This is a genomic window from Streptomyces sp. JB150 (genome assembly GCF_011193355.1).
GTDB lineage: Bacteria > Actinomycetota > Actinomycetes > Streptomycetales > Streptomycetaceae > Streptomyces.
The window spans coordinates 1,962,590-1,984,099 of sequence record NZ_CP049780.1 but is presented as its reverse complement, the minus strand read 5'-3'; the positions used below and the strand labels follow the sequence as shown (position 1 = coordinate 1,984,099).

15 protein-coding genes are annotated in these 21,510 nt (G+C 73.7%); 4 read left to right on the top strand and 11 right to left on the bottom strand.

Going from position 1 to position 21,510, the window contains the following annotated elements:
- The first annotated feature begins 141 nt into the window (after positions 1 to 141).
- Positions 142 to 1,575: a regulator gene (locus tag G7Z13_RS09260; protein ID WP_165997710.1), complete on the top strand. Its 1,434-nt coding sequence runs from the start codon at positions 142 to 144 to the stop codon at positions 1,573 to 1,575.
- Between the two features lie 97 nt (positions 1,576 to 1,672).
- Here G7Z13_RS09260 and G7Z13_RS09255 read toward each other — a convergent pair whose 3' ends face one another.
- Positions 1,673 to 3,058 carry an NAD(P)/FAD-dependent oxidoreductase gene (locus G7Z13_RS09255; protein WP_165997708.1) on the bottom strand — a complete coding sequence of 462 codons (1,386 nt, stop codon included), beginning with the start codon at positions 3,056 to 3,058 and terminating at the stop codon, positions 1,673 to 1,675.
- Between the two features lie 308 nt (positions 3,059 to 3,366).
- Positions 3,367 to 4,263, bottom strand: coding sequence for a TIGR01777 family oxidoreductase (locus tag G7Z13_RS09250; protein ID WP_165997705.1), 897 nt, complete (start codon positions 4,261 to 4,263; stop codon positions 3,367 to 3,369).
- A 70-nt stretch (positions 4,264 to 4,333) separates the two neighbouring features.
- Here G7Z13_RS09250 and G7Z13_RS09245 point away from each other — a divergent pair, with 70 nt between their 5' ends.
- Positions 4,334 to 4,837, top strand: coding sequence for a GNAT family N-acetyltransferase (locus G7Z13_RS09245; protein WP_165997703.1), 504 nt, complete (start codon positions 4,334 to 4,336; stop codon positions 4,835 to 4,837).
- Positions 4,838 to 5,095: 258 nt separating this feature from the next.
- Here G7Z13_RS09245 and G7Z13_RS09240 read toward each other — a convergent pair whose 3' ends face one another.
- Positions 5,096 to 6,280: a MarP family serine protease gene (locus G7Z13_RS09240; protein WP_165997701.1), complete on the bottom strand. Its 1,185-nt coding sequence runs from the start codon at positions 6,278 to 6,280 to the stop codon at positions 5,096 to 5,098.
- A gap of 187 nt (positions 6,281 to 6,467) precedes the next feature.
- Here G7Z13_RS09240 and G7Z13_RS09235 point away from each other — a divergent pair, with 187 nt between their 5' ends.
- Entirely contained in the window at positions 6,468 to 7,382 is a 915-nt protein-coding gene (locus tag G7Z13_RS09235) for a peptidoglycan recognition protein (RefSeq protein ID WP_240926150.1), read from the top strand.
- Here G7Z13_RS09235 and G7Z13_RS09230 read toward each other — a convergent pair.
- From G7Z13_RS09230 to G7Z13_RS09195, 8 genes are all read right to left on the bottom strand, one after another.
- Positions 7,372 to 7,890, bottom strand: a complete 519-nt coding sequence (locus tag G7Z13_RS09230; protein WP_165997698.1) for a DUF4240 domain-containing protein — start codon at positions 7,888 to 7,890, stop codon at positions 7,372 to 7,374. The two genes, G7Z13_RS09235 and G7Z13_RS09230, sit on opposite strands and share 11 nt — an antisense overlap.
- Positions 7,891 to 7,930: 40 nt before the next feature.
- Positions 7,931 to 8,929: a WYL domain-containing protein gene (locus tag G7Z13_RS09225; protein ID WP_165997696.1), complete on the bottom strand. Its 999-nt coding sequence runs from the start codon at positions 8,927 to 8,929 to the stop codon at positions 7,931 to 7,933.
- Positions 8,930 to 8,992: 63 nt separating this feature from the next.
- Entirely contained in the window at positions 8,993 to 11,704 is a 2,712-nt protein-coding gene (aceE, locus tag G7Z13_RS09220) for a pyruvate dehydrogenase (acetyl-transferring), homodimeric type (RefSeq protein ID WP_165997694.1), read from the bottom strand.
- Between the two features lie 268 nt (positions 11,705 to 11,972).
- Positions 11,973 to 13,016 carry an ABC transporter permease gene (locus G7Z13_RS09215; RefSeq protein ID WP_165997692.1) on the bottom strand — a complete coding sequence of 348 codons (1,044 nt, stop codon included), beginning with the start codon at positions 13,014 to 13,016 and terminating at the stop codon, positions 11,973 to 11,975.
- A gap of 42 nt (positions 13,017 to 13,058) precedes the next feature.
- The gene (locus tag G7Z13_RS09210; protein ID WP_165997690.1) at positions 13,059 to 13,682 is read right to left on the bottom strand and encodes a GntR family transcriptional regulator; all 624 of its coding nucleotides are present in this window, start codon (positions 13,680 to 13,682) and stop codon (positions 13,059 to 13,061) included.
- Positions 13,683 to 13,912: 230 nt separating this feature from the next.
- Positions 13,913 to 15,781 carry a 2-oxoglutarate dehydrogenase, E2 component, dihydrolipoamide succinyltransferase gene (gene sucB, locus G7Z13_RS09205; protein ID WP_165997689.1) on the bottom strand — a complete coding sequence of 623 codons (1,869 nt, stop codon included), beginning with the start codon at positions 15,779 to 15,781 and terminating at the stop codon, positions 13,913 to 13,915.
- 62 nt (positions 15,782 to 15,843) lie between these two features.
- Positions 15,844 to 17,232: a dihydrolipoyl dehydrogenase gene (gene lpdA / locus G7Z13_RS09200; protein ID WP_165997687.1), complete on the bottom strand. Its 1,389-nt coding sequence runs from the start codon at positions 17,230 to 17,232 to the stop codon at positions 15,844 to 15,846.
- A 310-nt stretch (positions 17,233 to 17,542) separates the two neighbouring features.
- A complete protein-coding gene (locus G7Z13_RS09195) occupies positions 17,543 to 19,090 on the bottom strand; it encodes a leucyl aminopeptidase (protein WP_165997685.1) in 1,548 nt (515 codons plus the stop codon).
- Positions 19,091 to 19,529: 439 nt separating this feature from the next.
- Between G7Z13_RS09195 and G7Z13_RS09190 the strand changes: the two genes are divergently transcribed.
- Positions 19,530 to 21,503 (top strand): hypothetical protein, encoded by a 1,974-nt coding sequence (locus G7Z13_RS09190; protein WP_240926476.1) that lies wholly within the window; start codon positions 19,530 to 19,532, stop codon positions 21,501 to 21,503.
- Positions 21,504 to 21,510 lie beyond the last annotated feature (7 nt).

Below are 21,510 nucleotides of genomic sequence, written 5' to 3'. Positions count from 1 at the left end.
ACACGATCGGATGAATGTACGCGGAAGTGTGCGATCGGGTGCTTACTCTCCGCTACATTCGCGCCGTTCACAAGGCCATAAGGGCTGCTCACAGGCAGTCCGGGCACTTCGGCAGCCCGGAGGCAGGAGATCGCACCGCAGATGACGGAACGACCCGCGCAGCGCACCCCCAACCGACAGCTCGCCGCGCTCATCGCAGAAGCGGGGTTCTCCAACGCAGGTCTGGCCCGTCGAGTGGACCAGCTCGGGCTCGAGCACGGCCTCGATCTCAGATACGACAAGACATCCGTCACCCGCTGGCTGCGCGGACAGCAGCCCCGGGGGACCACGCCCGCGCTCATCGCCGAGGTCTTCACCCGCCGCCTCGGCCGCCGGCTCACCGCCCAGGACCTCGGCCTCGACGCCTGCGCCCCGGTCTACGCGGGGCTGGAGTTCGCGGCCGGACCCGAGGAGGCCATCGACATCGTCAGCGGCCTGTGGCGCAAGGACTCCGGCAGCCACGCCGAACTGCGCAAGATCGCCTTCACCCCGGCCGGGCTCGTGGTGCCCAGCCGGGACTGGCTGATCGGGCGCGCCGACGAGAAGGTCGCCCGCGGCGCCGAGCCCTCCCGGGTGCCCGCCCAGGGCCGCGCCGGGGTGCCCCGGCAGCGCGGCGTCGAGCGCGGCCCCGGCCACCGGGTCACCGCCGGTGACATCGCCGCGCTGCGCTCGGTCGGCGAGCTGTTCCGCACCCTGGACGACGCCTACGGCGGCGGCCACGCCCGCCAGGCCCTCGTCCGCTACCTGGAGCACGAGTGCGAGCCCATGCTCCGCGGCACCTACGGCGAGCAGATCGGCCGCCGCCTGTTCGCCGCGGCCGCCGACCTGACCCGCCTCGCGGGCTGGACGTCGTACGACATCGCCGCGCACGGCCTCGCCCAGCGCTACTTCGTGCAGGCCCTGCGCCTGTCCCAGGCGGCCGCCGACCGGGCGTACGGCTCCTATGTGCTGGTCACCATGAGCCGGCAGGCCGTCTACCTCGGGCACGGCCGGGAGGCCGTCCAGCTGGCGCGGGTGGCCCAGCAGGGGGTCGGCGGCTCGGCGCCGCCGGTCGTCCAGGCCCTGCTGCACGCGGCGGAGGCGCGCGGGCACGGAGTCCTCGGCGAGGTGCGGGCCTGCACCGCCTCCCTCGTACGCGCCGAACGCGCGCTGGAGGCCGCCCGGCCCGGCGACGAGGTGCCGCACTGGGCGCGGTTCTTCGACGAGGCGCAGCTCGCCGACGAGTTCGGGCACTGCCACCGGGACCTTCAGCAGTTCCGGGCGGCGGCGCAGCACGCGGAGCGGTCGCTGCAGCTGCGCGCGCCCGCCTACGCCCGGAGCCGGCTGTTCTGCCGTGTCGTCCTCGCCACCGCCCGGCTGGGTCTCGGGGAGCTGGAGCAGGCCTGCGCGCTGGCCGCGGAGTCGGCGGCGCAGGCCGCCGAGATGCGGTCCGTGCGGGCGGTGGAGTACGTCAGGGACTTCGAGCGGCGGCTGGAGCCTTACAAGGACGCGGCTCCCGTGCGGTCGTACCGGGACAAGGTGGCCGCGTTGGGGTAGCGCCGTGCCGTCGGCCGTCGGCCGTCGGCCGTCGGGTGCGGGTCCGTCGTGGCCGGTCGCGCGGTTCCCCGCGCCCCTGCACGCCCCGTCAGGGCGCTCAGGCCGCCCTGACGGCAGGCGCCGGTTCCGACCGGTGCATCGAGCCCGTCGCACCCAGGTCGGTGAGGATCGCGGCCGCGGCGCGGCGGGCGGAGCGCAGGGCGCCCTGGACGGTGCTGGAGTCGCGGTGGTCGCCGCAGACGTACAGGCCGGTCAGCAGGCGCACCGGGCGCCGCAGGTCGTGGGGCGGGCGCATGGCGGGCATCGCGTCGGCGGTGTGGTGGACGGCGAGCGTCTCCCAGCGGGCCGTCGAGGTGCCGTAGAGCCGGGCGAGATGGGTGCGCACAGCGGTGTCGAGGTCCGGTGGCGGGGGCCCGAGGACCGTGGAGGAGATGAGCGCCCGGCCCGCCGGGGCCCGGCTCGGGTCGACCGAGCTGAGCACCGCCGTGTGCGCCACCGGGCCGCCCCGGTCGGCGTCCAGCAGCAGCGCCGCGCCGGTCGCCGGCACGTCGTCGGTGGTGTGGTGGACGACGGTCACCGGGTGGAAGTCCGGCACCCGCAGCCCCGGCAACAGCTCGGCGGCGGCGCGCGCGTCCGTGGCCACCAGCACCGCGCGGCAGCGGAACTCCCCGTGCTCGGCGGTGGTCACCGTCGTGGTGGACACCGAGGTGACCCGCACCCCGGTGCGCACGCTGCCCGCCGGCAGCGCCCGCGCCAGCAGCTCCGGCAGCACCGCGGCCCCGCCCTGCGGTACGGCCATCCGCCCGCCGGCGAACGCCCGCAGCGCGAGGTCCGCGCACCGGCTGGACGTGGTCAGGTCCGGGTCGCACAGCAGCGCGGCCAGCAGGGGGCGCAGAAAGCCGTCCACGGTGCGCGGCGGCAGGCCCCGGGCCGCCAGCGCCTGTGCGGCGGGCAGCTCCGGGCGGGACAGCAGCCGCTCCAGCGGCGTGCCCGCGATCCGCGCGAGCGCGCTGCCCAGCCGGGCCTGGTCGACGGCGCCGCCCACCGGGGCCGTGGCCCGGCCGCGGGGCGGGGGCACGGCGGCGGCGCTCCCGCGGCCGCGGACCGGCGTCGCCCGCGGGGCGCTTGCGAGGGCGCGCACCGCGTTGAGTGCGCCCCTCGCGCTCCTGCCGGCCACCGGAGCGCCCGCCCGGTGCCGGCGGCCGTCGCTGTGCAGCAGGACGCCGGGGGCGAACAGGCGCAGCGCGAGCGCGTCGAGCCCCGGGGTCAGGCGCAGCTCCGGGTACGACGTGAACAGCGGCTGCCCGAGGCGGTCGAGCCGGAAACCGTCGACCTGCTCCGTCGACATCCGCCCGCCCACACCGGGGCCGGCCTCCAGAACCGCGGTCGTCACTCCTGCGTGGGCCAGCCGTAGCGCCGCGGAGAGGCCGGCGATCCCGGCTCCCACCACGACGACGTCCGCCTGAAACGCGGGCTCAAGCACGTGCCCCTCCTCGAGGTTGCGCGGCCGGTGGAGACGTGATGCCCCCAACCGGCTCCAGGGATACCCGAGTTCGGCACGAGCGTAGAGCCGTGATCGGTCAACGGCAGTCGCGCATGGGCAGGGCACGGTCGCACGGCGGTAGCAAACGGTCGGGACGCCCTGTTTCCCAGGGCCGTTCCCCGCGCCGTCGCCGGGGGCGTTCCCCGCGCCGTAGCCGGGGGGGGCGTTTCCCGCGCCGTAGCCGGGGGGCGTTCCCCGCGCCCAGCCGTGGGCGCTCCTGCCGGCCCGGCCCGCCGGGGGCCGCCGGCTCACAGCGCCGCCCGGATCGCCTCCTCGATACCGGGGAACGCGAAGCGGAACCCGGACTCCAACAGCCGCTTCGGCACCACCCGCTGACTGCCCAGCACCTCCGTGGACATCTCGCCCAGCACCACCCGCAGGACGGGCGCGGGCACCGCGAACACCGCCGGGCGGCGCAGCACCCGGCTCATCGCCGCGTTGATCTCACGGTTCGTCAGCGGCTGCGGCGCGGTCAGATTCACCGGACCGGACAGCTCCTCGTGGTCCAGCAGATGGCGCAGCGCGGCCACCTCGTCGTGCAGCGCGATGAACGACCAGTACTGCCGCCCGCCGCCGAGCGGCCCGCCGAGACCCGCCCGGTACAGCGGGAAGAGCCGCCCCCAGGCCCCGCCCTCGCGCGCCACCACCAGGCCCGTCCGGGCGAACACCGTGCGCACCCCCGCCTCCCGCGCCGGCGCCGCGGCCCCCTCCCACTCCACGCACAGCTCCGCGAGGAAACCCCGCCCCGGCGGCGAGTCCTCGTCCGCGACGCGGTCCCCGGTGTCGCCGTAGACGCCGATTGCGCTGCCGTTGAGGAAGACCCGCGGCGGCCGGTCCAGCGCGGCGACGGCCCGCGCCAGCGCCGCCGTGCCGGCCACCCGGCCGGCGCGGATACGCGCCTTGTACTCGGCGGTCCAGCGGCGGTCGCCCACCCCGGCGCCCGCCAGGTTCACCACGGCGTCGCACCCCGCCAGCACCGCCGGGTCGACATGCCCGCGCTCGGGATCCCAGTGTGCCTCGTCGGCGGACCGGGGCATGCGGCGCACCAGCCGCACCACCTGGTGCCCGTCCGCGGCGAGCGACCGCACCAGAGCGCCTCCGATGAGACCGGACGCGCCGGTCACCGCGATCTTCCTGTGCTGCATGGCGCCATCATCCCCGAGCGGGCGTAAAACCCCGATGAGCCACGTGGCATCCGGCCGTAGGGTGGCCGGCATGTCTGCACCGTCCATACGCACCGCCCGGCCCGACGACGAGGAACCACTGCGACGGCTGGACCACGTGTCCTGGTCGTATCGGCACGCGGTCACCGGACCGCCCGCCCCGGACGAGCCGTTCTTCCGCGACACCGCCGGCCCCGAGGACCACCTGGTCGCCGAACTCGACGGCCGTGTCGTCGGCTACATCCGCCTCGGCTTCCCCACGCCGCTGCCCTCCAACGCCCACGTCCGGCAGATCCGCGGCCTCGCCGTCGCCGAGGAGGCCCGCGGCAAGGGCGTGGGGCGCGCGCTGCTGCGCGCCGCCGTCGACGACGCGCGCGCCCGCGGCTTCCGCCGGATCACCCTGCGCGTGCTCGGGCACAACGCGCCCGCCCGCGCGCTGTACGCGTCGGAGGGCTTCGAGGTCGAGGGCGTGCAGCCGGAGGAGTTCTTCCTGGACGGCGCCTACGTCGACGACGTCCTCATGGGCCGCCGACTGACCCAGCCGACCGCCGACTGACCTGGCCGGCCGGAGCTACGCGGAGACCGGCCGGCCGACCTGGCGGCCCCCACCGGCCATCCCGCCCGGCTCGGCCGCCCCTGGTCATCCCGCAGGGTCGCCCGGCCCGGTCGCCCCCCGGGCGATGCCGCCGGGTCGCTCGGCTCGGTCGCCCCCCGGCGATGCCGCCCGGCCGCCCAGCCGGGCCACCCCCCGGGCCATGTCGCCCAGCCGCCCAGCTCGTCCGCCCGGCCCGTTCGCCCGATACCCCCGCCCGCGCTACGAGGAGACCGGCTCGCCCGTGTCCACCGGTGCCGTTGCCCGCGCTCCCCGCTCCGCGTCGTCGGACACCTCCGCCGCCGTCAGGACGTAGCCCGTCTCGGCGTCGGAGGTCGACCGGGCGAACACCACCCCGTACACCCGGCCCTCGGTGGTCAGCAGCGGGCCGCCGGAGTTGCCGGGGCGGACCGTGGAGCGGATCGAGTGGATCTCGCGGGTGACCGTGTCGTCGCGGTAGATGTTCTGGCCCGTCGCCCGCACCCGGTTCGCCACCGTCGCCGCCTGCAGGTCGAGGCCACCGTCCTGCGGATAGCCGGCGACCACCGCGGCGTCGCCGCGCGCCGCGTCGTCGTCGAAACGGAGCACGGGGGCACGCAGGCCGGGCACCCGCAGCACGGCCACGTCTTTCTCCGGGTCGAAGAGCACCACCGTCGCCTCGTACGCCGGGCCCACGCCCCCGACCCGCACGGTCGGCTCGTCGATGCCCGCCACCACGTGCGCGTTGGTCATCACCCGCTCCCGCGCGTACACGAACCCGCTGCCCTCGCGGCCCTGGGTGCCCGCCACGCCCTCCACCTTCACCGTGGAGCGCTGCGCGGCGGCCGTCGCGGCCGGCGTCACGCTGTCCCCGGAGGGCCGCGCGACCTCGGCCGTCGACTCGTTCTCGAACGGGTTGAACACCTGCGGGAAGCCCGCGTCGGTGAGCGCCGAGGTGGCCCGCGAGAACCAGGCGGGGGTGGTGTCCGGCATCACCTCCTGCACCGCGCCCAGCACCCGCGAGTCACGGATCGCCGACGACAGCAGCGCCGACGAGGACGCCGCCAGCACGCTCGCCGCCACCCACGCCACGATCAGCACCGCCGCCGCGTTCGCCACCGCCCCGCCGGCCCCGTCGGCCACCCGCAGCGGCCCCCGGTCCAGCTCCCGCCGCAGCCTGAGCGCCGGCCGGCCCGCCAGCTCGTGGCCCACCACCGCCGGTGCCAGCACGGTGAGCACCGCGGTGACCGTCGCCGCCGTACCATCCGGCGTCACCAGGTCCATCACCCACGGCAGCAGCCACACGCCCAGCGCCGCGCCGCCCACGAACCCGGCCAGCGCGACACAGCCGGCGACCAGCCCCCGCCGGTAGCCGGAGCCGGCGTAGAGCAGGAGCGCGAGCAGCAGAACGATGTCGAGGAGGTCCACCAGGCCGCCTTTCTCTCGGACCCCTATACGCGGGGGACGGGCCCCGTGATCAGCCGCGCCCGCGACCGCCGGCCGCGAACCGGCCGCGCGGGCGGGTACCGGGAAAACGCCGCGGACCGGGACGATGGTTCCACCGGTCGGCACAGCTCACATCGCGGGCACCGGGGATCGCGCCGACAGTGGGACCATGCGTGATGTGCGAGGAGCCCGGCGGACCCGGCGGGCGGACCGGCGTGGCGTGCGCCTGCCGGGCCCGGCCCGGGTGGCGCTGGGCGCGCTGCCCGGGACCGCCGCCGCGGTCGTGCTCGCGCTGTGCGCGCACGGCGTCGAACGGGCCGCCCAGACCGGCGCCGACCGCCGCCTCGCGGCCACCGGCCCGGTGACCGCGCACACCGCGCCCCGGCCGCCCATCGTGCCCCGCTCGGCCTGGCTGGAGGGCACCGGCCCGACCCAGCCGCCCGCCCGCTACGACGACAAGGTCGTCGCGGTCTTCGTGCACCACACCGACTCGCCCAACGCCTACGACTGCGCCGAGACGCCCCGCATCATCCGCCATCTGCACGCCGGCCAGACCGGCGTCCGCCACTGGGACGACATCGGCTACAACTTCCTCGTCGACCGCTGCGGCGTCGTCTACGAGGGCCGCGCGGGCGGTGTCGCCCGCGCCGTCACCGGCGCCCACACCCAGGGCTTCAACCACCGCACCGCCGGCATCGCCGCCATCGGCACCTTCACGGCCGGGGTGGAGGTGCCGCGCGCGATGACCGACGCGATCGCCGCGCTGGCCGCCTGGAAGCTCGGGCTGTCGGGCGTCGACCCGCGCTCCCGGGTCCGCCTCGTCTCCAGCAACAGCGGCAGCCGCTACGCCGCCGGCACCTCCGCCACCCTGCCCGCCCTCGCCGGCCACCACGACGGCTACATGACCAGCTGCCCCGGCGCCGCCCTCACCGCGCGGCTGCCCGCGATCCGCGACCTGGCCGCGCGGCTCCAGGGCCGCTTCGGCGCGGTGCGGGCGAAGGACGGCGCGGCCGCGGGCCAGGCCCGGGCCGTCGCCCCGGCACCGGGCGCGCGCCCGGTCACTCCCCGCCCGGTCACTCCTTGAAGCGGTACCACAGACGCGGATAGCGCTCGGCGAGCGCGCTCTCGTCCTCGAAGTCCACCGGGGTGCCCTCCGGTTCGGCCGGGGCGGGCGGGATGCCGAGGTCCGGGGCGACCGTGCCGGTCAGCTGCTCGTACGCCTCGTCGGCCGCGTACCCGAGGTCTTCCCCGTCGCCGTCGATCTCCTCGTCGAAGTCGTCGAGCAGGTCGGCCAGGGAGTCCGGGTCGTGCAGGGCGCCCTCGAACACCTCGCGGCCCTGCCCGATCAGCCAGCAGCGGAAGAAGTCGAAGGCGTCGTCGCTGGCCCCGTCCAGCAGCACCCAGGCGGCACCCCACAGGTCCCAGCGGTAGGCGCGGTTGTAGCGGGCCTCGAAGTGACGGGCGAAGTCCAGCACGGCCTCCGGGTCGAGCTGGAGCAGCCGGTCCACGAGCAGCTCGGCCTGCTCCTGCGGATCTCCCTCCGCGGACTGCCGGGTGGTGTCGATGAGCTCCCAGAACTCCGTCTCGTCCATCACCGCTCCAGCATCGTCCCTGGCGCACCCGGACGCACCTTCAGTGTCCCGTGCCCGCCCCGCCGTACAGCCGCGCCAGCCGCCGCGCGTCCGCGGCCAGCCGCTCGCGCAGCGACACCGGGGACAGCACCTCCGCCTCCGGGCCGAGGGCGGTCAGCTGGGTGTGCGCCACCTCCTCGGATTCCACCCGCAGGGTGACGGTGACCCGGCCGTGCGCGTCCGGCTCGCCCGCCGTGGCCAGCGCGTCCCGGGCGGAGACCGGATCGACGGCGTACGGCAACCTGCGCACGCCCTCCGCGGAGAGCCGCACCACGACCTCCGCGCGCAGCAGCGACCGCGCGAACCGCTCGGCCTGCTCCTCCCAGAAGGCGGGCAGGTCGAAGTCCTCGGCGCGGGTGAACCGGTCCTCGCGGGGCTCGACGGCGGTGAACCGGTCGATGCGGTACGTGCGGTACGCCGGTGAGGTGCCCGCGTCGGCGACCCGCGCGCACAGGTACCAGACGCCCGCCTTCAGCACGAGCCCGTACGGCTCCAGCAGCCGCTCCACCTCGCGGTCCCCGCGCCGGTACCGGGCGGTGACCCGGCGGTCGTCCCACACCGCGTCCGCGACCGCGGGCAGCAGCTCGGGCGTCCTCAGCTGCCTGAACCAGCCCGGCGCGTCCAGGTGGAACCGCTGGGCCGCCGTGCGCGGCGCGTCCCGCAGGGACGGCAGCAGCGCCGCCGACACCTTCAGCCGGGCCGCCGACGCCGCGTCCTCCAGGCCCATCTCGCGCAGCGCCCCCGGCACCCCGGACAGGAACAGCGCCTCGGCCTCGCTGCGGTGCAGCCCGGTCAGGCGGGTGCGGTAGCCGCCGATCAGCCGGTAGCCGCCGGCCCGCCCGCGGTCGGCGTAGACCGGCACACCCGCCTCGGACAGCGCCTGGGCGTCGCGGGTGACGGTCCGCTCGGACACCTCCAGCTCCCGCGCCAGCTCGGCGGCGGTCATGGACGGCCGGGACTGGAGCAGCAGCACCATCTTGATCAGCCGGGCAGCGCGCATGCCGCCCATGATGCAGGAAGGCCCCCGCCGGACGGCGGGGGCCTTCACCGGAGACGAGCGGCCTTACAGGCCGTAGCGCTCGCGCGCCTCCTTCACGGCGGTCGCCTTCACCTCGCCGCGCCGGGCCAGCTGGGCCAGGGCGGCGACGACGATCGACTGCGCGTCGACACCGAAGTGGCGGCGGGCGGCCTCACGGGTGTCGGACAGGCCGAAGCCGTCCGCGCCCAGCGAGGACCAGTCCTGCTCCACCCACTGCGCGATCTGGTCCGGGACCTGGCGCATGTAGTCGGAGACCGCCAGCACCGGGCCCTCGGCGCCCTGCAGCGCCTGGCGCACGTACGGCACCCGCTCCTCGCCGCGCAGCAGTGCCGCGTCGGCCTCCAGCGCGTCCCGGCGCAGCTCGCTCCACGAGGTCGCGGACCACACGTCGGCGGCCACGCCCCACTCCTCGGCGAGCAGCTTCTGCGCCTGCAGGGCCCAGTGGATCGCGGTGCCCGAGCCCAGCAGCTGGATGCGCGGCGCGTTCGCGGCGACCTCCACGCCCGCCGACTCGGCCGTGTTGAAGCGGTACAGGCCCTTGACGATGCCCTCGTCGATGCCGAGGCCCTGCGGCTTGGCGGGCTGCGGCAGCGGCTCGTTGTAGACCGTCAGGTAGTAGAAGACGTTCGGGTCCTCGCCCGGGGCCGCCTCGCCGTACATCCGGCGCAGACCGTCCTTGACGATCGTGGCGACCTCGTACGCGAACGCCGGGTCGTAGGTGAGGGCGGCCGGGTTGGTGGCCGCGATCACCGGGGAGTGGCCGTCGGCGTGCTGGAGGCCCTCGCCGGTCAGGGTGGTGCGGCCGGCGGTGGCGCCGATGAGGAAGCCGCGGCCGAGCTGGTCGCCGAGCTGCCACATCTGGTCGGCGGTGCGCTGCCAGCCGAACATCGAGTAGAAGATGTAGAACGGGATCATCGGCTCGCCGTGCGTCGCGTACGACGTGGAGGCGGCGATGAAGTCGGCCATCGAGCCGGCCTCGGTGATCCCCTCGTTGAGGATCTGGCCGTTCGTGGCCTCCTTGTAGTACATCAGCTGGTCGCGGTCGACCGGCTCGTACGTCTGGCCCTTCGGCGAGTAGATGCCGAGCGACGGGAACAGCGACTCCATGCCGAAGGTGCGCGCCTCGTCGGGGACGATCGGCACCCAGCGCTTGCCGGTCTCCTTGTCGCGGACCAGGTCCTTGATCAGGCGGACGAAGGCCATGGTGGTGGCCACGTTCTGGGAGCCGGAGCCCTTGTCGAAGGCGGCGAAGGCCTTCTCGGCGGGGGCGGGCAGCGGCGCGACCGGGTGGACGCGGCGGGCCGGGGCCGGACCGCCGAGGGCGGCGCGGCGCTCCTGGAGGTAGCGGACCTCGGGGGAGTCGGCGCCCGGGTGGCCGTAGGGGACCACGCCGTCGACGAAGTCGCTGTCCTTGATCGGCAGGTCGAGCAGGTCGCGCATCGCCTTGAACTCGTCCACCGAGAGCTTCTTCATCTGGTGGTTGGCGTTCTTCGACGCGAAGCCCTCGCCGAGGGTGTGGCCCTTGACCGTCTGGGCCAGGATCACCGTCGGGGCGCCCTTGTGCGCGAGGGCGGCCCGGTAGGCGGCGTAGACCTTGCGCGGCTCGTGGCCACCGCGCGAGACGTGGAAGCACTCCAGGATCTTGTCGTCGCTCAGCAGCTTCGCCATCTCGACGAGCGCCGGGTCCTTGCCGAAGAAGTCCTGGCGGATGTAGGCGGCGTCGCGGGTCTGGTACGTCTGGATCTGCGCGTCCGGTACCTCGCGCAGCCGGCGGACGAGCGCGCCGGTGGTGTCGAGCTGGAACAGCTCGTCCCACGCCGAACCCCACAGCGTCTTGATGACGTTCCAGCCGGCGCCGCGGAACTGGGCCTCCAGCTCCTGCACGATCTTGAAGTTGGCGCGGACCGGGCCGTCCAGGCGCTGCAGGTTGCAGTTGATGACGAAGGTGAGGTTGTCCAGCTCCTCACGCGCGGCCAGCGCGAGCGCCGCCGTCGACTCCGGCTCGTCCATCTCGCCGTCGCCGAGGAACGCCCACACGTGCGAGGAGGAGACGTCCTTGATGCCGCGGTGGGTCAGGTAGCGGTTGAAGCGCGCCTGGTAGATCGCGGAGAGCGGGCCGAGACCCATGGAGACGGTGGGGAACTCCCACAGCCAGGGCAGCCGGCGCGGGTGCGGGTACGAGGGCAGGCCGTTGCCGCCGGACTCGCGGCGGAAGTTGTCGAGGTGGTCCTCGTTCAGCCGGCCGTCGAGGAAGGCGCGGGCGTAGATGCCGGGGGAGGCGTGGCCCTGGATGTACAGCTGGTCGCCGGAGCCGGCGGCGTCGCCGGAGTCCTTGCCCTTGAAGAAGTGGTTGAAGCCGGTCTCGTACAGCCACGCCGCGGAGGCGAAGGTGGCGATGTGGCCGCCGACGCCGTACTTGGAGCCGCGGGTCACCATGGCCGCCGCGTTCCAGCGGTTCCACGCGGTGATCCGGGCCTCCATCTCCTCGTCACCGTCGATGGCGGGCTCGGCGGCGGTGGGGATGGTGTTGACGTAGTCGGTCTCGAGGAGCTTCGGCAGCGCGATGCCGGTGCCCTCGGCACGCTCCAGCGTGCGCCGCATCAGGTACGCGGCACGGTGCGGGCCGGCCGCCTTGGCGACCGCGTCCAGCGAGGCCTGCCATTCGGCGGTCTCCTCGGGGTCGCGGTCGGGGAGCTGGTCGAGCGCGCTCGGCTGGATGGCGTTGGGGTCGGTCATGTCGCCGCCTTCCTCAGTCGAAGGGGGTTCCCTCATCGGTAAGGGTTCGGGGGTGCCCTTGGTCTTTGGCAGGACAGGGCTGGGACTTCGGTGGAAGTCCGTCGGCGACTGTAACCCCCTGATCGATGATCGATCAAAGGGTTGACGGGGAAAACCTCTCGACAACGAGAAAATAGGCACGCGGTGCCTTGGAAGATGGCACCGGGTGACGCATCTGTGCCTTGTTTTCGCAGGTGGAAACGCGTCTGAGCGCAGGTTTGCTCGGGTGTCACCCCGCCGCGGCGGACGGATCCGCACCGGCGGTCTCCGGCTCACGGCCGCCGGGATGCCGGTGCGACCAGTTCAGGAACACCCCGCAGGCCAGCAGCGACCAGCCCGTCAGCACCAGGAACGGCAGGGCGTGCTGGTGCCCGGCGAAGTACACCGCCGTGTGCTGGGCGTTCACCGAGGCGCCCGGCGGCAGCCAGCGGCCGATCGCGCCCAGCACCGACGGCAGCAGCGGCCAGGACACCGCGCCGCCCGAGGAGGGGTTGCCCACCAGCACCATCACCCCCCAGGTCGGCAGCATCGCCCAGCGGCCGATGAGGGTGTTGAACATGGTGAAGACCATGCCGCTGGTGAACATCGTCAGCGCCAGGATCAGCCACGACTCGGGGAACGGCAGATCCACCGACCCGAGCAGCCAGTCCACCGCCGCCGCGATCGCGAAGCCGCCCAGCAGCGCGTACGCCGCCGTGAAGGCGATCCGCTCCAGCGGGTTCAGCGCCCGCGCGTGCACGCTCAGCTGGATCGCCCCGACGAAGCCGATGATGACGGCGGCCAGCGAGATGTAGAAGATCGCGAGCCCGCGCGGATCGCCCGGCTGGAGCGGGTTGACGTCCCGGACGGTGACCGGCACCCGGGTCCGCTCGCCGGCCTGAAGCGCCGCCTCGGACAGCACGTCGGCCACCGACGCGCCGGACGCGCCCGAGACGTCGAGCGTGACCGCCCGGCCCGCGTCGCGCACCTCGACGACCCCGAAGACCTCCTGCTCGGCCACGGCCGCGCGGGCGGCGGCCGGACGGTCGTAGGGGCTCACCCGCACCGACGCGTTCAGCGCCTCCTCCAGCCCGGCGAGGAAGGCCCGGCCGCGCGCGTGGTCGTACGACCCCACCACCGCCGTCGGGATCGCGCGCGGCGTCGGATTCGCCATCGCATACGTGTACGACCAGGCGAACAGGCCCGCCGCCGCGCTCAGGATCAGCACCAGCACCGTCGCCGGCAGGAACGGCGACTCCTTGAAACGCTCCCACGGCGGCCGTGAATCGGACATGCCGGTCAGACTAGGACAGCTGCCGGGAGCCCGCCCGCGGACTCACGCGCGCGGCGCGCACCCCAGGACGTGCGCCTTCACGATCTCCGCGATCCGCGGGTCACGGCGCCGGAAGGCGGCGAGCAGCTCCTCGTGCTCCTCCGCGTACGACTGCTGGACGGTGCCCAGCCAGCGGATCGACAGCGCGGTGAACACCTCGATGCCGAGCCCTTCCCAGGTGTGCAGCAGCACCGAGTTGCCGGCCGCCCGCACCAGCTCCCGGTGGAAGCCCACCGTGTGCCGCACCTGCGCCGTGCCGTCCGAGGCCCGGTCCGCGTCGTACAGCGCGGTGACGTGCGGCTCCAGCGCCGAGCAGTCCTCCGCGAGCCGGTCGGCCGCGAGTTCCGCGGCGATGGCCTCCAGGCCGGCCCGGACCGGGTAGCTCTCCTCCAGGTCCGCAGCCGTCAGGTTCCGCACCCGCACGCCCTTGTTCGGCGCGGACTCGATCAGCCGCAGCGACTCCAGTTCGCGCAGGGCCTCGCGCACCGGCGTCTGGCTGACCTCCAGCTCGGTCGCGATCCGCCGCTCCACGATGCGCTCGCCCGGCTGCCAGCGCCCGCTGATGATCCCCTCCAGGATGTGCTCGCGGATCTGTTCGCGCAGCGAGTGGATGACGGGCGCGGTCATGAGGGCTCCTTAGGGCGCGTTGACGTTTAGACAATACGGCCCTGACGCTGCGCCGGAAGGGCGCGCGCGGGTGCTTTGGCGCAGGTGAGACGCGCGTAACAGCTCGGTTCCGCTGGTGTCGGGCGGGTGCGGCTCGTACGTGGCTGGCCGCGCGCTTTTTCGCGCCCCTGGACGCGCGAGTGCCCTTGTCCGGGAGATCCGGGCAAGGGCACTCAGAGGAGCCGAAGGGCTTACAGGCCCAGCTCGACCTCGAACTCGCCGGCCTCGAGGATGGCCTTGACCGCGGTCAGGTAACGCGCGGCGTCGGCGCCGTCCACCAGGCGGTGGTCGTAGGAGAGGGTCAGGTAGGTCATGTCGCGGACGCCGATGACCGTGCCCTCCTCCGTCTCGATGACGGCCGGACGCTTGACCGTGGCACCGATGCCGAGGATCGCGACCTGGCCCGGCGGCACGATGATCGTGTCGAACAGCGCGCCGCGCGAACCGGTGTTGGAGATGGTGAAGGTCGCGCCGGACAGCTCGTCCGGGGTGATCTTGTTGGCGCGGACCTTGCCCGCCAGCTCCGCCGTGGCCTTGGCGATGCCGGCGATGTTCAGGTCACCGGCGTTCTTGATGACCGGGGTCATCAGGCCCTTCTCGGAGTCCACCGCGATACCGATGTTCTCGGTGTCGAAGTAGGTGATGGTCCCCTCGGCCTCGTTGATCTTGGCGTTGATGACCGGGTGGGCCTTCAGCGCCTGCGCGGCGGCCTTGACGAAGAACGGCATCGGGGAGAGCTTGACGCCCTCGCGGGCCACGAAGGCGTCCTTCGCCCGGGCACGCAGCTTCATCAGGCGGGTGACGTCGACCTCGACGACCGACGACAGCTGCGCCTGCTCGTGCAGCGCCTTGACCATGTTGTCGCCGATGACTTTGCGGATGCGGGGCATCTTGACGGTCTGGCCGCGCAGCGGGGAGGCCTCCAGGACCGGCGCCTTGCGGGCGGGGGCGGCGGCCGGGGCGGCAGCGGCGGGAGCCGGAGCCGCGGCGGCGGCCTTCGCGGCCTCGGCGGCGGCGACGACGTCCTGCTTGCGGATGCGGCCGCCGACGCCGGTGCCCTTGACGGTGGACAGGTCGACGCCGTTCTCGGCGGCGAGCTTGCGCACCAGCGGGGTGACGTAGGCGCCCTCGTCGGTCGGCTGCGCGGCGGCGGGCGCCGGGGCGGCCGGGGCGACGGGCGCGGCCGGGGCGGCCGGAGCCGGGGCGGGCGCCGGGGCCGCGGGCTGGGCCGGGGCCGCGGGCTGGGCCGGGGCGGCAGCGGCGGGAGCCGGGGCGGGCGCCGGAGCCGGGGCGGGCGCCGGGGCCGCGGGCTGCGCCGGAGCCGCGGGGGCGGCCGGGGCCTCCGGGGCCTTCGGGGCCGCCGGGGCCTCGGCGGCGGGCGCCGGAGCCGGGGCCGGGGCGGCGGCCGGAGCGGCACCCGGGGCGCCGATGACGGCCAGCTTGGCGCCGACCTCCGCGGTCTCGTCCTCACCGACCACGATCTCCAGCAGCACACCGGAGGCCGGGGCCGGGATCTCGGTGTCGACCTTGTCGGTGGAGACCTCGAGCAGCGGCTCGTCGGCCTCGACGGTGTCGCCGACCGACTTCAGCCAGCGGGTGACGGTGCCCTCGGTGACGGACTCGCCGAGCGCGGGCAGCACCACGTCGGTGCCCTCGGCGGAGCCGCCGCCGGAGGCGGCCTCGGCGGTCGGGGCCGGGGCGGGGGCGGACTGCTCGGTGGACGGCTGAGCGGCCGGGGCCGGCTCGGGGGCCGGCGGGGCGACCTGCTCGGCGGCGGGGGCCTGCTCGGCGGCCGGAGCCGGAGCCTCGGCGGGGGCGCCGGTGCCGTCGTCGATGATCGCCAGCTCGGCGCCCACCTCGACGGTCTCGTCCTCGGCGACCTTGATGGAGGCCAGGACACCGGAGGCCGGGGCCGGGATCTCGGTGTCGACCTTGTCGGTGGAGACCTCGAGCAGCGGCTCGTCGGCCTCGACGCGCTCACCCTCGGCCTTCAGCCAGCGGGTGACAGTGCCCTCGGTGACGCTCTCGCCGAGCGCCGGAAGGGTTACGGAAACCGCCATGGTTTCGGTTGCTCCTAACGAATTGCGGAAGTCTGTGTCGTCGCGCCCAGTGACCGAGGGGGTCAGTCGTGGGAGTGCAGCGGCTTGCCGGCCAGGGCCAGGTGAGCCTCGCCGAGGGCCTCGTTCTGCGTCGGGTGGGCGTGGATGAGCTGAGCCACCTCGGCCGGCAGCGCCTCCCAGTTGTAGATCAGCTGGGCCTCGCCGACCTGCTCGCCCATCCGGTCGCCGACCATGTGGACGCCGACCACGGCACCGTCCTTGACCTGGACGAGCTTGATCTCGCCCGCGGTCTTCAGGATCTTGCTCTTGCCGTTGCCCGCCAGGTTGTACTTCAGAGCGACGACCTTGTCCGCGCCGTAGATCTCCTTCGCCTTGGCCTCGGTGAGACCGACGGAGGCGACCTCCGGGTGGCAGTACGTCACCCGCGGGACACCGTCGTAGTCGATCGGGACGACCTTCAGACCGGCCAGCCGCTCCGCCACCAGGATGCCCTCGGCGAAGCCGACGTGCGCGAGCTGGAGGGTCGGGACCAGGTCGCCGACCGCGGAGATGGTCGGGACGTTGGTCCGCATGTACTCGTCGACGAGGACGTAACCGCGGTCCATGGCGACCCCGGCCTCCTCGTAGCCCAGGCCCTGCGAGACCGGGCCGCGGCCGACGGCCACCAGCAGCACCTCGGCCTCGAACTCCTTGCCGTCGGCCAGGGTGACCTTCACACCGTCCTGGGTGTACTCGGCCTTCTCGAAGAAGGTGCCCAGGTTGAACTTGATGCCACGCTTGCGGAAGGCGCGCTCCAGCAGCTTGGAGCTGTTCTCGTCCTCGACCGGGACGAGGTGCTTCATGCCCTCGATGATCGTGACGTCCGAGCCGAAGGACTTCCACGCGGAGGCGAACTCGACGCCGATGACGCCGCCGCCCAGGATGATCGCGGACTTCGGCACGCGGTCCAGGACGAGGGCGTGGTCGGAGGAGATGATCCGGTCGCCGTCGATCTCCAGGCCCGGCAGCGACTTCGGCACGGAGCCGGTCGCGAGCAGCACGTGGCGGCCCTGGATGCGCTGACCGTTGACGTCCACGGAGGTGGGGGAGGACAGCCGGCCCTCGCCCTCGATGTACGTCACCTTGCGCGAGGCGACCAGACCCTGCAGGCCCTTGTACAGGCCCGAGATGACCTCGTCCTTGTACTTGTGCACGCCCGCGATGTCGATGCCCTCGAAGGAGGCCTTGACACCGAACTGCTCGCTCTCGCGGGCCTGGTCGGCGATCTCGCCCGCGTGCAGCAGGGCCTTGGTGGGAATGCAACCCCGGTGCAGGCAGGTGCCGCCGACCTTGTCCTTCTCGATCAGGGCGACGTCCAGGCCCAGCTGCGCCCCGCGCAGGGCCGCGGCGTAACCACCGCTACCACCGCCGAGGATCACTAGGTCGAAAACGGTGCTGGCGTCGTTCGCCACGTCACGTCCTCCATGCATGTGCGCCACGCCGGTCAGCGGTGACCGGTCGGCGGCTGGTGTCCGGCCGCTCGTTCTTCGGCCCTTAGGTGGGGGCCCTGTCCTGCCGTGCCCCATCTTCGCACTAGTCCGCCCTTGACGAGACGCGGGGCCGGGGTGTGAGACGTAGCACGTTCACGTCTGGACGGGAGTGAGGGGACTGACCCCAGGGGCGCGGGGCCGTGTCGATGTCCGGCTCCGCCGCGTGGGCGCGACCAGCCCCGCGCCCCTGAGGCCGCCCTGCAACGGACGCACCCCACTCAGTGGGCGAACGTCACCCGAGATCACCCGCGGCCGTCAGCTCCGCGAGCCGCACCAGCGTCCGCACACCGGACCCGGTGCCGCCCTTCGGGGTGTACCCGAAGGGCCCGCCCTCGTTGAACGCCGGCCCGGCGATGTCCAGGTGCGCCCAGGTGATCCCCTCGCCGACGAACTCGCGCAGGAACAGACCGGCGACCAGCCCGCCGCCCATCCGCTCACCCATGTTGGCGATGTCCGCGACGGGCGAGTCCATGCCCTTGCGCAGGTGCTCCGGCAGCGGCATCGGCCACGACTCCTCGCCGACCTCCTGAGCGGCCTCCACGATCGCCGCGCGGAACGCGTCGTCGTTGGCCATCACACCGAAGGTGCGGTTGCCCAGCGCCAGCACCATCGCGCCGGTCAGCGTCGCCACGTCCACGATCGCGTCCGGCTTCTCCTCGGACGCGGCCCACAGCGCGTCGCCCAGCACCAGCCGGCCCTCGGCGTCGGTGTTGAGCACCTCCACCGTCTTGCCGCTGTACATGCGCAGCACGTCACCGGGGCGCACCGCGGAGCCCGACGGCATGTTCTCGGCGAGCGCCAGCCAGCCGGTGACGTTCACCTCCAGGCCGAGGCGCGCGGCGGCGACGACCGCGGCGAAGACCGCCGCCGCGCCGCTCATGTCGCACTTCATCGTCTCGTTGTGGCCGGCCGGCTTCAGCGAGATGCCGCCCGAGTCGTAGGTGATGCCCTTGCCGACGAAGGCGAGGTGCTTCTTCGCCTTGGAGTGCTTGTACGTCAGCTTCACCAGGCGCGGCGCGGACGCGGAGCCGCCGCCGACGCCGAGGATGCCGCCGTAGCCGCCCTTGGCGAGCGCCTTCTCGTCGAGCACCTGCACCTTGATGCCGTGCTCCTTGGCCGCGGCCTGGGCGACGGCGGCGAACGCCTCGGGGTCGAGATCGTTGGGCGGGGTGTTGACCAGGTCGCGGGCGCGGTTCAGCTCCTCAGCGACGGCGGTGGCGCGCTCCAGGGCGGCCTTGTACGCCTTGTCGCGGGGCTTGCCGCCGAGGATCACGGCCTCGGCGAGCGGTGCCTTGCCGTCCTTGTCCTTGGCGGCGCCGCCGGCCTGGCGGCCGCTGTCCTTGTAGGCGTCGAAGGTGTACGCGCCGAGCAGCACCCCCTCGGCGACGGCGCCGAGCGCGGCGGCGTCGGCGACCGGCAGGGCGAAGGCGGCCTTCTTCGTGCCGGTCAGGGCGCGGGCGGCCACACCGGCGGCGCGGCGCAGCGCCTCGGCGTCGTACTCGCCGTCCTCGTCCGGCTGCGTGCCCAGGCCGACCGCCACCACGAGCGGCGCCTTGAAGCCGTCGGGTGCGGGCAGCTTGGTCACCTCGCCCTCGGCACCCGAGGCGCCCAGGGTCTCCAGGAGGCCGGCGAGCCGGCCGTCGTAGGCCTGGTCCACGGCCTCGGCGCCCGGCGCGACGGCGAGCCCCTTTCCGCCCCTCGGGCTCTTGGCGACACCGATCACGAGGGCGTCGGCGCGCAGGCCGGCCGCCGCGGCGGTGCTGAGAGTGAGAGCAGTCACGGTGGTGATTTCTCGCTTCCGATGTGAAGTTGCCTTGGCCGAACAGGGTGGGTCGGCCGGGCCCGACAGCCGACCTTAGATCCGGCCCTGTGTGGTGGTCTCAACCGGGTCCGCGTCACTGCGGCGCGCACCTGGGACGAGAGACTACGCGCGCGGGTTCGTTCGCTCACGCCTGCGGGCGTTCACCTGTGAGTGGCGTCGTGGCCATTTCCCGATCCTCGCACTCCATGAACTGGGTCACACTCGTCGGGTTCCGGTGAGCCCCGTGCTCGCCGCTGCGCATGATTTCCACATGATCCTCCGTGGCCGGTTCACCGGAGAGCCGCACCTTCCGCGCGGCACCGAGGGCGTGGAGGATCTTCTGGGGGGAGGAACCACCATGGCGCCACGCGCGCGCACAAGGAGAGAAACGGTCGCCGTGACGGCGGCCGCCGCACTGATGACGCTCGGGCTGGGGGCACCCGGCGCGTCGGCGGCCGGCGAGCCGCGGATCGACCTGAGGGTGCTGGTGGTGGACAACGGGGACAGCCCCGTCAAGGCCATCACCGCGCAGCTGCGGGCCACCGGCATCCCGTACACCACGATCGACCTGACCGACCCCGGCCGGCCCACCGTCACCCCCGCGTTCCTCAGCGACACGGTGAACGGCACACCCCGCGCCAAGTACCAGGGCGTCGTCCTGCCGAACGAGGCCCCGTTCGGCGCGGGCTCCGCCGAGCAGACCGCGCTGGAGAGCTACGAGCGGACGTACGGCATCCCGCAGGTCGACGCCTACACCTGGGCCCACCCCGGAGTCGGCCTCGACTACACCAGCGAGGGCGGCTGGGCGGGCACCCTCGACGGGCGCGAGGCGACCGTCACCGCGGCCGGCAGGGCACGCTGGTTCGGCTACCTCGACGGCGCCCTCGCCTTCGAGGACAACGACCCGGCCGTCCAGGAGAGCTACGGCTACGTGGCCCGGCCACGGCAGGGCTTCACCAGCTACGTCGACATCCCCGTGCCCGGCGCCACCGGCCGCGGCAGCCTCGTCGGCGAGTACGCCCACGACGGGCGCCGCGAACTGGTGGTGACGTTCGCCTACAACGCGCACCAGCGGCAGTTCCGGGTGCTGGCCCGCGGCGTCGTCGAATGGCTGACCCAGGGCGTCCACCTGGGCCGGGACCGCAACCACTTCGCCGTCCACGTCGACGACGTCTTCGCCTCCGACGCCCGCTGGGACACCGAGCGCAACTGCACCCCGGGCGACATCGACTGCGCGGGCGGCGGCGAGGACACCACCACGCCGATCCGCATGACCGCCGCCGACGCGGCCTACGCCGCCCAGTGGCAGCGCGAGCGCGGCTTCACCCTCGACATGGTCTACAACGCCGGCTCCGGCGAGCAGTGGAAGACCGAGCACGGCGGCACCGACCCGCTCACCGACCGGCTGCTCGCCGACAGGGCGCAGTACCGCTGGATCAACCACACCTACACCCACCCCTTCCTGGGCTGTGTGCAGGACACCTCGACCGTGCCGTGGAGCTGCGCGAAGAACGCCGACGGCAGCACCCGGTACATGAGCCGCGCCGAGATCGCCGCGCAGATCCGCGACAACCAGCAGTGGGCCCTGGCCAAGGGCCTCCCGGTCGACCGGACCGAGCTGGTCACCGGCGAGCACTCCGGCCTGAAGACCCTGCCGCAGCAGCCCGAGGACAACCCGAACCTGGCCGGCGCCCTCGCCGACACCGGCGTGAGGTGGATCGCCTCGGACAACTCCCGCGAGCCGGAACAGCGCCCGGTGGGCGCCGCGCAGACCGTCCCGCGCCACCCGATGAACGTCTACTACAACGTCGGCACCGAGGCCGAGATGACCGACGAGTACAACTGGGTCTACACCTCGAAGGCGGACGGCGGCAGCGGCGTCTGCGAGAACAACCCCACCTCCACCTGCCTCGACGAGCCGCTGGACGTCACCACCGGCTACGACACCCACATCGTCCCGCAGGAGGCCCGCATCGCCCTGGGCCACGCCCTCGGCAACGACCCGCGCCCGCACTACGTGCACCAGTCCAACCTGGCCGAGGAACGCATCCTCTACCCCGTCCTGGACAGAGTCCTCGCCGACTACCGGGCCCTGTTCGCCGACAACACCCCGCTGGAGAACCCGCGGCACAGCGCGATCGGCACCGAACTGACGCGCCGCGCCGCCTGGCGGACGGCCATCGCGAACAACCAGGTCACCGCCTACCGCATCGGCGACACCGTGACCGTCAGGGCACCGTCCGGCACCCGGATCCCGGTGACCGTCCCCGAGGGCACGAGGAAGCAACTCCTCCTCGGCACCACACCGTTCGGCACCCCGTACGCGGGCGCCCGCTCGGCATGGACGGTACCCGAGGCCCTGCAATCCGCGGTCACGCTGAAACTGCCGTAAGAGGAAT

Excerpts from the sequence above, each read along its gene's own strand:
- G7Z13_RS09210 (WP_165997690.1), bottom strand. The coding sequence starts at position 13,682 with ATGACCGCGCCCGTCATCCACTCGCTGCGCGAACAGATCCGCGAGCAC.
- G7Z13_RS09250 (WP_165997705.1), bottom strand. The coding sequence starts at position 4,263 with ATGCAGCACAGGAAGATCGCGGTGACCGGCGCGTCCGGTCTCATCGGA.
- G7Z13_RS09225 (WP_165997696.1), bottom strand. The coding sequence starts at position 8,929 with ATGCGCGCTGCCCGGCTGATCAAGATGGTGCTGCTGCTCCAGTCCCGG.
- sucB (WP_165997689.1), bottom strand. The coding sequence starts at position 15,781 with ATGGCGGTTTCCGTAACCCTTCCGGCGCTCGGCGAGAGCGTCACCGAG.
- G7Z13_RS09245 (WP_165997703.1), top strand. The coding sequence starts at position 4,334 with ATGTCTGCACCGTCCATACGCACCGCCCGGCCCGACGACGAGGAACCA.
- aceE (WP_165997694.1), bottom strand. The coding sequence starts at position 11,704 with ATGACCGACCCCAACGCCATCCAGCCGAGCGCGCTCGACCAGCTCCCC.
- G7Z13_RS09230 (WP_165997698.1), bottom strand. The coding sequence starts at position 7,890 with ATGGACGAGACGGAGTTCTGGGAGCTCATCGACACCACCCGGCAGTCC.
- G7Z13_RS09235 (WP_240926150.1), top strand. The coding sequence starts at position 6,468 with ATGCGTGATGTGCGAGGAGCCCGGCGGACCCGGCGGGCGGACCGGCGT.
- G7Z13_RS09190 (WP_240926476.1), top strand. The coding sequence starts at position 19,530 with ATGACGCTCGGGCTGGGGGCACCCGGCGCGTCGGCGGCCGGCGAGCCG.
- G7Z13_RS09215 (WP_165997692.1), bottom strand. The coding sequence starts at position 13,016 with ATGTCCGATTCACGGCCGCCGTGGGAGCGTTTCAAGGAGTCGCCGTTC.
- G7Z13_RS09260 (WP_165997710.1), top strand. The coding sequence starts at position 142 with ATGACGGAACGACCCGCGCAGCGCACCCCCAACCGACAGCTCGCCGCG.